Annotated in this window: 10 protein-coding genes and 1 tRNA gene; 8 read left to right on the top strand and 3 right to left on the bottom strand. The window is 46.4% G+C overall.

The window, feature by feature from the left end; translation table 11 throughout:
• The first annotated feature begins 203 nt into the window (after positions 1–203).
• Together KDM90_RS10160 and KDM90_RS10155 are read left to right on the top strand one after the other, a co-directional pair.
• A complete protein-coding gene (locus KDM90_RS10160; protein ID WP_230409729.1) occupies positions 204–2,708 on the top strand; it encodes a zinc-dependent metalloprotease in 2,505 nt (834 codons plus the stop codon).
• Between the two features lie 63 nt (positions 2,709–2,771).
• A complete protein-coding gene (locus KDM90_RS10155; protein WP_212675499.1) occupies positions 2,772–3,176 on the top strand; it encodes a BLUF domain-containing protein in 405 nt (134 codons plus the stop codon).
• Between the two features lie 10 nt (positions 3,177–3,186).
• Here the strand turns inward: KDM90_RS10155 and KDM90_RS10150 are convergent, their stop codons facing one another.
• A complete protein-coding gene (locus KDM90_RS10150) occupies positions 3,187–3,807 on the bottom strand; it encodes a hypothetical protein (RefSeq protein ID WP_212675498.1) in 621 nt (206 codons plus the stop codon).
• Between the two features lie 221 nt (positions 3,808–4,028).
• Here KDM90_RS10150 and KDM90_RS10145 point away from each other — a divergent pair, with 221 nt between their 5' ends.
• Positions 4,029–6,062 (top strand): NADPH-dependent 2,4-dienoyl-CoA reductase, encoded by a 2,034-nt coding sequence (locus KDM90_RS10145; protein ID WP_212675497.1) that lies wholly within the window; start codon positions 4,029–4,031, stop codon positions 6,060–6,062.
• A gap of 113 nt (positions 6,063–6,175) precedes the next feature.
• On the opposite strand, the gene KDM90_RS10140 is transcribed toward KDM90_RS10145, so the two are convergent.
• On the bottom strand, positions 6,176–6,715 hold the full coding sequence (locus tag KDM90_RS10140) for a c-type cytochrome (protein ID WP_212675496.1): 540 nt from the start codon (positions 6,713–6,715) through the stop codon (positions 6,176–6,178).
• A gap of 227 nt (positions 6,716–6,942) precedes the next feature.
• Here KDM90_RS10140 and KDM90_RS10135 point away from each other — a divergent pair.
• Positions 6,943–7,019: transfer RNA gene (locus tag KDM90_RS10135), tRNA-Arg, on the top strand.
• A 21-nt stretch (positions 7,020–7,040) separates the two neighbouring features.
• On the opposite strand, the gene KDM90_RS10130 is transcribed toward KDM90_RS10135, so the two are convergent.
• Entirely contained in the window at positions 7,041–7,850 is an 810-nt protein-coding gene (locus tag KDM90_RS10130; RefSeq protein ID WP_212675495.1) for an FkbM family methyltransferase, read from the bottom strand.
• A 220-nt stretch (positions 7,851–8,070) separates the two neighbouring features.
• Here KDM90_RS10130 and KDM90_RS10125 point away from each other — a divergent pair, with 220 nt between their 5' ends.
• From KDM90_RS10125 to KDM90_RS10110, 4 genes are all read left to right on the top strand, one after another.
• Positions 8,071–8,445 (top strand): flagellar protein FlaG, encoded by a 375-nt coding sequence (locus tag KDM90_RS10125; protein WP_212675494.1) that lies wholly within the window; start codon positions 8,071–8,073, stop codon positions 8,443–8,445.
• Between the two features lie 12 nt (positions 8,446–8,457).
• Positions 8,458–9,414, top strand: coding sequence for a hypothetical protein (locus KDM90_RS10120; RefSeq protein WP_212675493.1), 957 nt, complete (start codon positions 8,458–8,460; stop codon positions 9,412–9,414).
• A gap of 125 nt (positions 9,415–9,539) precedes the next feature.
• Complete coding sequence (locus tag KDM90_RS10115; protein ID WP_230409728.1) at positions 9,540–11,006, top strand: pyridoxal phosphate-dependent decarboxylase family protein; 1,467 nt, start codon at positions 9,540–9,542, stop codon at positions 11,004–11,006.
• A 14-nt stretch (positions 11,007–11,020) separates the two neighbouring features.
• A complete protein-coding gene (locus KDM90_RS10110) occupies positions 11,021–12,259 on the top strand; it encodes an ATP-grasp domain-containing protein (RefSeq protein ID WP_212675492.1) in 1,239 nt (412 codons plus the stop codon).
• Positions 12,260–12,300: the final 41 nt, after the last annotated feature.

Genomic DNA, 12,300 nt, shown 5'->3' with positions numbered 1-12,300 from the left:
CTAGGCCCTAGCTTCTGCTTTTGTTGCGAAATTATCGCTAACTCGATGATGAACCTAGGAATCTCTCTTTTTATTTGGTTTTCTTGCAAAAGTTTTTTGCATGCTTCTTGCGGTGCATTATTTCGTGAGTGAATCGCAACTAAATCGCTTAATATATTGTCAAAGTCTAGGTTTAAAAACAGTCACTGCATTTTGGAGAAATCATGAAAGAACAACAGCGCTCGTGTTACCCGCAACTTAGTCTCAAGTTAATTGGCACCGCATGTATTTTGAGTATGCTGTCTATGACTACTCTGGCAGTTGCGCAGGAGCAGAATGGGCTCGTTGGGCCGGGACTTAATGAGTCCGTTTTCTCCAAGAGTGTGCAAGGCATGAAGAAATCGACAGGCTACTTCGATTTGTGGTTGAGCAATGATCAAGCAAAAGTTTTCCTTGCAGTGAAAGAGTTGAACAAACCGTTTTTGTTGGTGACCTCGTTGCCATATGGGTTGGGATCGAATGATGTTGGTCTTGATCGCGGACAGGTAGGCACTAGTAAATTGGTTCATTTTGAAAAACACGGAAAACGACTTTTCTTAGTGCAGGAAAATACCCGATTTGTTGCCGATTCCCATAATCCTGACGAACGAGCATCGGTTCGCGAAGCATTTTCCGGAGCGGTATTATGGTCTGCCGATATCATCGCAAGTGAAGGCTCGCTATTTTTAATCGATTTCTCTAGTTTTTTGGTCGCTGATCGACATGGCGTAGTGGATAGTTTGAGTCGCAGTCGCCAAGGAAATTATGTGGTTGACGAAAAGCGCAGTGCAGTGCTGACCCAAAACGCTAAGAATTTTCCAGATAACACCGAGCTGGAGGCTTTGTTGACATTTAGTGGCTTGGGCGAAGGACAGTTCGTACGTCAAGTCGCTATTGATCAAAAGAGTTTACGCATGCATCAACATGTGAGCTTGGTTCGCTTGCCTGAGGGGTATACGGCACGTCCCTATCATCCAGGTTCCGGTGGGATTGACAGCGATAGGATGGATTTTGCAACGCCATTAGCTGAGAGCATTACTGTGCAGTGGCAATTGCGCCATAGACTTGAAAAGCTAGATCCTACAGCTGCGGTGAGTGGGGTGAAAAAGCCAATCGTTTATTACCTTGATCGGGGGGCACCAGAGCCAGTGCGCACTGCTTTAATGGAGGGAGCGAGTTGGTGGGGGACAGCGTTTGAAAAGGCGGGTTTTAAAGATGCTTATCGAGTTGAGTTGTTACCCGAGGGCGTGGATCCTATGGATATTCGCTACAACACGATTATGTGGGTTCATCGAGCGACACGTGGTTGGTCATACGGCAATGCGGTGAGTGATCCACGTACCGGCGAAATTATTAAGGGAGCTGTGACACTAGGTTCGCAACGGGTACGGCAGGATATTTTGATTGCCGAGAGTCTCCTCGCTCCCTATGGTAAAACTACCAGCGAAGAAAAAAAACGCGCAGCTGAGCAAATGGCTTTGGCACGGTTGCGTCAATTGGCGGCGCATGAAGTCGGACATACTCTGGGAATCGCACATAATTTTGCGCCGAGTCGACAAGGCAATGGTTCGGTGATGGATTACCCGCATCCTATCGTTAAATTAAATGCGCAAGGAGAACCTGAATTAAATACCGCCTATGGTGTCGGCGTAGGGCCATGGGATGAATTCGTTATCCAGCATCTGTATAGTAATTTTCCTGGCCAAAATGAAACGCTGGCGCTAGCGAACTTACGAGCCAAAGCGAAAGCATCGGGTTTGCAATATGTTGCCGACAGTGACTCGCGTGCACCAGGTGCCGCACATCCAAACGGTTTATTGTGGGATTTTGGTGCTGATTCCTTGCAAACTTACGATCAACTGATGCAGGTACGTCAGCGCGCTTTAAGTCGATTTTCGACAGCTGTATTGCCACCTCAGCGTCAATTGGGCGAACTGGAGGCGCGCTTAGTACCTTTATACCTATTGCATCGATATCAAATTGAAGGTGTCGCGCGCTTAATTGCAGGCGCAGAATACGAATATGGGCTTGCACAGGATGCTAACGAGGGGCGAGTGACGGCGGGTGCCAAGCCAGTCGCAGCAGCGACGCAACGTCAGGCATTGCAAAAAATTGCCGATAGCTTGCGTGCGGAGCAATTGGCTTTGCCACAAAATGTGTTGGATATTTTGACACCGCAATCCGAAGGGTATAGTCGTACACCCGAATATTTTTCTGGCAAGATGAACGTGATATTTGATGCCTTGTCCGCAGTCGAAGCAGGCTCTGCACAAAGTTGTCAGTTTTTATTCGATCCATCGAGAATCAACCGCCTCTCTTGGCAACATGCACGTGATATACAGCAACTTGGCGTTAGCGAACTATTGCAACAAGTCTTTGAGCGCACATGGAAGCGATCCTCTGTGCCAAGCAACGTCGTCGCAGGCGAAGCAGTCCAATTGGCGTCAAACTGGGTTGTATTGGACGCAGTCTTGAATCTGATTGACAGCGGGCGTTTACATCCGCAGGTTCAGGCCGAGGTGCGTGCCAATGTCGCTGATTTGGCGCAATGGTTACAAAAAAATCCTAGCAAAGGCAGCATTAGTCATAGTCGTCGCCAAGCAGCGGATCTTATTCTGTCCTATTTACGTGAGCCTACGAGCGTGAAACTGCGCGGGTTGCCACTGATTCCACCAGGCGCACCGATTTGATATTTGATTGCTGTGGAACTGAGTTCGGGCGTAGAATTGGATCGACAATTCTACGTTGGAGCAATGATGAGTTTGATTCAATTAGTGTATGTTAGTCGCTTAGTTGGTGATGAATCGGTATTGAGATCGATCCATAGTCATGCAGTGCGGAATAATACTGTCCATACGATTACGGGTAAATTGCTTTATACAAATGGGCGATTTTTACAATTGCTGGAGGGTGAACCAAAGCAAGTTCACTCTACCTTCGCACACATTAAACAGGATGCTCGTCACTCTGATGTCACCTTACTACTTGAGCAGACAATTTCCGAACGTGCCTATACTCACTGGAATATGGATTTTAAACATTTGAGTGATGCTGAATTGGAGCAGCTGTCTGCCTACAAGGTTTATTTCCAAGACAACTTCAGTGCCTTTAAAGTACAGCCCTACATCGCCCTAGAGATTTTGCGCTATTGTGTATGAATTTGCGTCATCACATCGAATCTAGACGGGAGGGGAGGCGATGGTTCGCAAGTTTTGGATAGCATTGATGCAGGCCATGTGGTCGACGTTGTTGCTGAAACGATTGTAACTCGGCAATCAATTGATTGAGGATCGATGCTTGCGCGCGGAACTCTTCATCCAAATTGGGGATTTGATTCACTTTCCACCACGTTAAATGTAGGTTGGGTTTGAGTGTGATGCTAGCCAGATAACTGGCTCGACGATGCATTGTTGTCGCAACAACTTGCGGTGCCATGGGGGTCATTTTTTGTAAATTACCCAGCCCAAAGTCGACCAAAGTGTGAGTTTGATCTGCATGGTTCCGATGTTTTACGATACAGGCAACGTGTCCTGCTAATTGTTCCGCACGAACAAAATCCTGATGTCCAAGAAAATAGCGATGTGACGGGCTTTCAAGGACTGCATAGCATTGCGCTAGTGTTGCTGAATGGGCGCGATCGCGCAGACAATGGACTAACAAGCTATTGATCAACAAGCAGTAGGTTCCATAGCGCTGAAAAATACCGAGTTCCTGAAAGTCGCTGAGCAACTCCTCAATATCGCTTAGCAGTGGACTCTTTGGTATGGATAAGTGAGAATAAACGAGCATGTTGAAACCTCCGGCGACGTGTTGCAACTATAGTTCTTTCTAATCACGCCACCGCCTAGGTTGCTAGAGTCTTACAGCTGTTACGCTTTGCTTACATGTATCAAGTTTGGTTGATTCGACAATGCCTGTGCATTTTAGAGAAGCGTATCTAGGCAAAACATCGCCATTTTTAGAGAGCTTGTGTATTCTTGTTCGAACTTGTTATTTTCATAGGATTCTGTATGACGAATGCACACTTTCCACATCTGTTGGCACCGCTTGATTTGGGTTTCACACAATTGCGTAATCGGGTCATGATGGGTTCCATGCATACTGGTCTTGAAGACCGTTTTTACAACTATGGAAAATTGGCTGAGTACTTTCGTGAGCGCGCTCGGGGAGGCGTTGGTCTTATTGTGACAGGCGGAATTTCGCCGAATCGGCGCGGCTGGTTATTGCCTTTCGGTGGCACTATGAATAGCTTGGGTGATATTTTTAATCACCGCAAAGTAACGAATGCTGTGCACGAAGAGGGCGGCAAGATCGTAATGCAGATTCTCCACTCTGGTCGTTATGGTTATCAGCCATTTATCGTTTCGGCATCCGATAAGAAAGCGCCAATTTCAAAATTCAAACCGAAAGCGCTGACTGAAGCTGGCATCGAAAGTACGATTCGTGATTATGTGCGATGCGCCCGATTAGCACAAAAATCAGGCTACGATGGTGTAGAAATAATGGGTAGTGAAGGCTACTTACTGAACCAATTTTTATGTTTGCGCACCAATCAGCGTACCGACCGTTGGGGTGGTTCGATAGAAAATCGTATGCGTTTGCCGGTTGAGATCGTGCGCCGAGTGCGTGCTGCGGTTGGTGAGCGATTCATTATTATGTATCGCCATTCCATTTTGGATCTGGTTGAAGGTGGAAATAGTTGGGAAGAAGTTGTTGCGGTCGCACAAGCTTTAGAAAAAGCAGGAGTCACTTTGTTTAACACTGGGATTGGGTGGCATGAGGCACGGGTGCCGACAATTGTGACCTCTGTACCACGCGCCGCATTTGCTAGTGTATCAGGCCGTCTGAAAGAAGCTGTGTCGATTCCAGTCATCGCCTCGAACCGTATCAATATGCCAGCTCAAGCAGAGGAAATTATTGCCAGCGGTACTGCGGATATGGTCTCGATGGCACGTCCGTTTTTAGCAGATCCAGAGTTTGTCAATAAAGCCGCAGCAGGTCGGGTTGATGAAATTAATACTTGCATCGCATGTAATCAGGCTTGTCTTGACCATACCTTTTCTAACCAGCGCGCGAGTTGCTTGGTTAATCCTCGTGCTGCCCACGAAACAGAGTTGCAATATCTGAAAAAGACTACGACAAAGCGCATCGCGGTAGTCGGTGCTGGACCGGCTGGATTGTCCGCTGCAACGGTGGCGGCAAGCTGTGGGCACGATGTGAGTCTGTTCGATAGCTCTGATTCGATTGGCGGGCAGTTCAAAATCGCGATGCAGATTCCAGGTAAGGAAGAGTTTAAGGAAACTCTACGTTATTTCGCTAAACGTATTGAAGTGACAGGCGTCAAACTCAATTTAAATCGTCGTGTGACACGTGAGGAATTGGTGGCGCAGGGCTTTGATCATATTATTGTCGCAACTGGGATTACCCCGCGTACACCACGCATTGAAGGAGTTGATCATCCAAAAGTGCTATCGTATCTTGACGTTCTCTTACATAAGAAACCTGTTGGCAATAAGGTCGCGATTATTGGCGCTGGAGGGATTGGCTTTGACGTTGCTGAGTATCTTTTACATGATACCGCGATACCGTTGCCGATTTCGTTAAACACTTGGTTGGCCGAATGGGGTATTGATCTGCAAGCTAAGCAAAATGGTGGTTTGGTGACACCGCACATTGCGCCTCCTTTGCGTGAGATTTATCTTCTGCAACGCAAAGCCAGTAAGGTTGGCGCGGGTTTAGGTAAGACTTCCGGGTGGGTACATCGGGCTACCTTACAGCGCAATCAAGTTAAAATGGTCGCGGGGGTTGAATATCAGAAAATCGATGACCAAGGCTTACACATTTTGGTTGGGGGACAGCGCCAACTATTGGATGTCGATCATGTGATTATGTGTGCTGGTCAGGAGTCATTGACAGAGTTAATGCCGCAACAAGGGGACGAGACAGGTCCGCAATTTCATAAGATTGGTGGTGCGGCATTAGCCTCTGAACTAGACGCTAAACGAGCGATCAAAGAAGGAGCGGAACTAGCAGCCTCACTTTGATCACTCTTTGCAAAGGCTCATAAGTGTTTTGTCGTAACATTTTTCGAGACTACGAATGTAAAAAAAGCCAGTCAAATGACTGGCTTTTTTTGTGACTGGGTCAGTCGTATTTGTTACTTTGCAGAAGCTTCCGCTGATGCTGCTGCTTTGACTTCTGGGTCTTTGAATTTTGCACCGCCCGCGTTCGCCATGTGTACGACGGCACGTGCAACTTCGATGTCATCTAAATCTGGGTTGCCGCCTTTTGCTGGCATTCCGCGAATACCTTCAATTGCGTGCTTGACGATTGTGTCATAGCCTTGAGCAATACGAGCACTCCACGCACCTGCATCACCAAATTTCGGAGCACCCGCAGCACCTGTTGCATGGCATGCAGCACAAGCCGCTTTGTAAACAGCTTCTCCGGTTTGGAGTACTTTAGGGCCGTTTGCATCAACAAAATTGAAGCCTTCATTTGCAACTGGAGCAATCCGTGCGGCAATGGCATCGGGTGTTTGGCTGTTGGAGCCAGCACCGACTTTGTTGTCACTGGCAACAAATTTCACCAATAAAACAATGATCAAGATAGGGACTAAGAATCCAGCCACAACCGCAACGATAAGTTGCTTTGGCGTTTTAATCGCTGATTCGTGTTCGTCGTGGGCGTCGCTCATGGTTTCCTCAATGCAAAAATAATGTGAATTTTGGTTGCTGCCAACTCCAGCTGGCTAGGCATAAAACATCAGATTATAGAGCTAAAGCGTGTGTTTTGGAATGAAAAATCGGCTTTTCAGGAATGCTTTGCGGTTCAATCAGGCAATAATTCCACAAATCAGGCGTGAATTGAAACTGCTTTCGGTCTGATTTGCGGTAGAATACGCGTCCTTTTGTAATTTCCTAAGCGCCAGTAGCTCAGATGGATAGAGTACAGCCCTCCGAAGGCTGGGGTCGCACGTTCGAATCGTGTCTGGCGCGCCAAAATTGTCGGCAGGTTGTTCCCTATTTTTTTGGCTTTTCTGTTGCTACATCATCCCACCAGTCATTTTTATCCTTAACTTCTCTCAAACCGTTTGGTATGGGCTTGCCGTTCGGGATCGCAAGCATCATCAGCGAAACGATATTCTTAGGCGCCCAAAAATTTTTCCGATTTTGATAAAAGTTATTTTCTTGAAAAATGGGTGCTGGATGAAAAAAAATGCGATAACCAAAATTTAACAAAAATTGAATGATTTCAGCGGATTTGTCGCGAATATCATTTTCATAATAAATAACAGGTTGAAATTCTTGGATAATCTTTGCTCCGCTAGACATCACCGATAGTTCATTTCCATCCGTGTCGATTTTTATAAAATCAAGGCGTTTTAGTTTAAGGTTATCTAACGGAGCAAAAGTCGTCTCCCAGACGTCGCCGGTGAATGCATGCTCGCCCCACACGGGGCTACTCGTCTCGACTTCTGGGCTGTCCGCAACAAACGCGTTGACGGGTTTAACGTTCTTGATCTGATTGATAGCTAAATTGGCGCAAAGAATATTGAAAATCTCGGGGTTCGATTCATACGCATAAATGCGGCCTTCTGCACCGACAATTCTCGCCATCGGCAGAGTTAAGTCACCAATGTGTGCTCCGACGTCAATGGCACACGCGCCAGGCCGTAAATACATTTTAAACACTTCCACTTCAGATTCACTGAACTCTCCATAAATCTCGAAGCACGTACCGATATAAGCCCCGTTATACATCATCCAGCCATATCGACATTTTCCAAATCTTGAGTTGCCGATTTTGAATTGGATTTGATTCCCGTTCATACATGCTCCCTACCAGAAAAATGGTGTTTAAATTGAATCGAAGCTTGCTTCATTCGCAAGATTCTATAATGGAAAATTACGCAAAAGTTGAGTTGTATCAAAATTGATTTTATCCCTAAGAAAATAAATTAAACTTTTTCTGAATTGCTCCGATAAACAAGATACGACTTATCTCGCCATGCGATTGTGGATAGCAAAAGATATATCACTGGGGAATATTATGAGTATCAATCAAATTACTGCTGCAGTATCGAGCAACGCTGGCATTGCTGGCGTTACGACACCACCTGATGCGCGTAGGGTTTTAAAAGATACTGTTAATGTTGAAAAAGTGAATCGGGCGGATGCTGGGAGTCGTTCTGGTGATGCCGTGAGTGACAGCGAGTTGAAGAAATCAGTTGATGCGATCAACCAATTTTTCAACGCAAACAACAGTGTCAATCTCAATCTTGATAGAGAATCAGGTAAAGTCGTTGTGCAGATTGTCGACAAAGAGACCAATACGATTATTCGTCAGATCCCATCGAAGGAAGTCTTAGAGATGGCAAAAGATTTGGACAAAAAAAATGGCATGTTGCTTAATGAGAAGGCCTGATTTACAAGATCTGTGATTATCACGCCTGACTCTGAACGCTGGCTTGCTCAGTTTCAAATTCCCCTACATCAACGCGTTGCTAGTGCTCCTGCGGAGCTGCTAGATTACGTTTCGGCTGTCAACCAGCGATTTGCCCAGCCGGGTGAGAAAACTAAGGCGGTCCAAGGATTGACCAATGATGCCGATGAGACCGCTTTTTTTGACGATGTCTCGAGCTCGATTGCTGAATTGCCCGAGCCTGTGCGACACAAATTGGAGCACTTGTTATTGGGTGTTTATGTCGGGAGTGGGGTTGTATCTAGCGCGATTACAGATGTTGTTGCCGACTCTAACGGGCGGATCTTGGGTGCTGTAGTATTGCTAGACGTGAGCGCATTCAAGACTCGCTCAGCGAACTCCTGGATGACTTGGAAAGAAGCGAATCCATTCATTCAGGCGCCCAACTTTTGCTTGCAAGCCGAGATTGCCGATGCGATGCAAGATCATCGAAGACATGCAATTCAGTATTTGCTGCTGCATGAATTTGGGCATGTCGTGAGTATAAATTCAGGTTTGCTGCCAAATTGGTGGGAAGGCGCAGCGAAATTTCGCTATACTGAAGAATATGATTTCTTAGCAATTTGTTGGCAAATCGCGATGAATGGCGAGATCATACCTTTGATTAAGCATCGCTTCGAACAACAGTCAAAAATATGCTACTACGCCGACCCCAATTTCGAGATGGTCGAGGCCGAGAGTTTATATTCTGCCTTAAGCAAAACAGGTTTTCCCTCACTATATGCAGCAACGTCCGTGTATGAAGACTTTGCAGAAAGTTTTGCGAGCTTTGTTCATTGTGTGCTTATGCAGCGACCATGGCGTGTTGTGATCTATGAAGAAAAGCAAGTACGCTTCTGCTTTGATGGTTTTTGGACACATACCCGTGCACAGAGGAAAGCAAGTCTATTGGCCGCTTTCTTGAAAACTTAGCATCTCGAAATTCGCTCTTCACAGACAAAAAATTAAATTGGCGGTATTCTTCGCCCCTTAAATTATTTTGCTGATTGTTGGCGCCGAATAAGCGACCAGCCCTAGGCTCTCGCATTGGAAATAAAATGGAAGATCGATCTCACAGTTTAGACCCACAAGATTGGACAGCGATACGTGCGCAGGGGCATAAAATGCTCGACGATATGTTCGACTATATGCAACATATCCGCGAGCGGCCAGTCTGGCAACCAGTTCCAGAGGGAATCCGTCAACGTTATCATGAGTCTTTGCCACGCGAAGGTGTTGCTCTGGAAGAGATACATCAACGATTTCTGCATGAGGTGATGCCGTATTCCGCTGGAAATGCGCATCCCGGCTTTATGGGATGGGTACAAGGTGGTGGAACGCCGGTCGGAATGTTGGCTGAATTGTTAGCTGCTGGTTTGAACGCCAATTTGGGCGGGCGGGATCAGATGCCAGTGGAAGTCGAAAAGCAAATGACACGATGGATGCAAGAATTGTTTCAATTTCCGGATTCTGCCAGCGGTTTGTTTGTGACGGGTACTTCCATTGCCAATTTTATTGCTGTATTGATCGCCAGAGCGAAAGCACTCGGTTTGGCGAGTCGAAAAACAGGTATCGCCTCGAATCCGCAGCGCTTGGTTGCTTATGCCTCAGTCGGCGCACATGCCTGTGTTTCCCAAGCCATCGACATGGCCGGTATCGGCACGGATGCTCTGAGACTTATTCCCGTGAATGAGAATTTTGAAATGGATTTGGATTGCTTAAGACAAGCTATTCAAGCGGATCGTCTTGCTGGTATGACGCCTTTTATGATCGCGGGTACGGCAGGAACGGTCGATGTCGGTGCGATTGATAATTTGTCTGCCTTAGCCGACTTCGCAGAGTCCGAAGAATTGTGGTTTCATATCGACGGTGCTTTTGGCGCTCTGGCGATGCTGGCGAAAGACATCGCGCCACGATTGAAAGGAATAGAGCGCGCTGATTCGATCGCATTTGATTTCCATAAGTGGCTACAGGTTCCTTATGATGCGGGCTATATTTTGGTGCGTGATGGCGATGCCCATTTTGATACTTTCGCAATTTCAACCAGTTATCTAAAACGTGAGACGCGAGGTATTGCCGCTGGCACAAAGTGGCCTTGTGATTTTGGCCCTGACTTGTCACGTGGTTTTCGAGCTTTGAAGGCTTGGTTCACAATTCAAGTTTACGGGACCGAAAGACTTGGAAAAATGATTTCTCACACATGTGAAGTCGCTCGCTATTTGCAAAGGCAAATCGAAGGCAATCCGCGCCTAGAACTATTAGCGCCTGTGAATTTGAATATTGTATGCTTCCGGTATCTACACGAAAATCAAACGCAATTAGATGATTTGAACCGCGACATTGTTTTTGAGCTGCATGAATCAGGTCTAGCTGCGCCATCGACAACCAGGGTACACGGACATTTAGCAATTCGGGCGGCCATCGTGAATCATCGAACCGGCAAACATGAAATTGATCGTATGTTGCGCGCGGTGATTCAATTTGGTGATCGATTAAGTGTTGACATCTCCGCTAACCCAGCCTGACAGGAACATGCTGTATGACGCCATCGAATTCTGAAAAGCCGCTAGTTTCAAGTAAATTGCCCTTGATAGGGCTCGCACCATTAATGCGCAAAGCATTTTCCAAACAAGATCTGCAGCCGATCGCTGCCGAGCTGATTGAGCGAGCTAAGCGTGATCCTAACGATGCGAATGCATCCTTGGACTTGGCAACTGTATTGATGCTTTCTGGACACGCCGACACGGCATTGGCAACGCAAATGCTCGCGTTGCAGACGCAGTCTCTGTATCACATCCCAGCTCAACATCCATGTCGATTGAAGTTGTTAGTTATTATGACGAATGGCGACTTGATGGCGAACACTCCTGTCGAATTCTTATTGGAAAATTCTGATATCGATTTGCAGATGTTGTATGTCGGCGAAGGAATTCCTGCGATTGACCAAATCCCTGAACACGATGTGTTATTCGTCGCGATTGGTGAGGCGGACGGAAAACGAGAGCTGTTACTGGAATTAGATGACATATTGCAGTCGTGGCCACGACCCGTGTTGAATTACCCTCGATACATCGCCGAGCTCGGTCGGGATCGTGCTTGCAGGTTATTGCAATCTGTTGAGATGATCGAAATGCCAACCGCCGCGAGAATCTCACGTGCGCAATTACAAAATTTAGCGAACGAGGCCTGCCAATTATCGGATTTGATCGAAGCGACAGAATTTCCAATCATTGCGCGGCCACTGGGATCGCATGCAGGGAATGGGTTGCGGAAAATTATGTCACAAGATGCTGTTGCTGATTATTTGGCTGCGGTTCCAAGTGAAGAATTTTATATTGCACGTTTCGTTGATTACCGCAGTCCAGATGGCCTATTTCGAAAGTATCGAATAATGCTAATCGAAGGCAAACCTTTTATTTCACATATGGGAATCTCTAAACACTGGATGATTCATTACTTGAATGCAGGCATGACAGATAGTCAGGAAAAGCGTGATGAAGAAGCGCGATTTATGATGAATTTCGACAATGACTTTGTCGTTAAGCATGCTGCCGCATTCGATGCCATTTATGTGCGAACAGGTTTAGATTACATCGGAATCGATTGTGGCGAAACATCGGATGGGAAATTACTGATTTTTGAAGCGGACAGCGACATGATTGTGCATGCGATGGATCCAATTGACCTGTTCCCATATAAGCAAGCCCCCATGCATAAATTATTTCAAGCGTTTCGGGCGATGTTATTGAATGCTGCTGATGCAAAACACCTCGAGTAATTTATTAAGACGGATCTCGACTTAAAGTATTTTGATAGATC

Origin of the sequence: Affinundibacterium fentianense (assembly GCF_018139545.1) — a bacterium.
GTDB classification, from domain to species: Bacteria; Pseudomonadota; Gammaproteobacteria; order Burkholderiales; family Burkholderiaceae_D; genus Undibacterium; species Undibacterium fentianense.
Note: the sequence above shows the minus strand (reverse complement) of the source record. Positions and strands in the feature narration are given on the sequence as shown.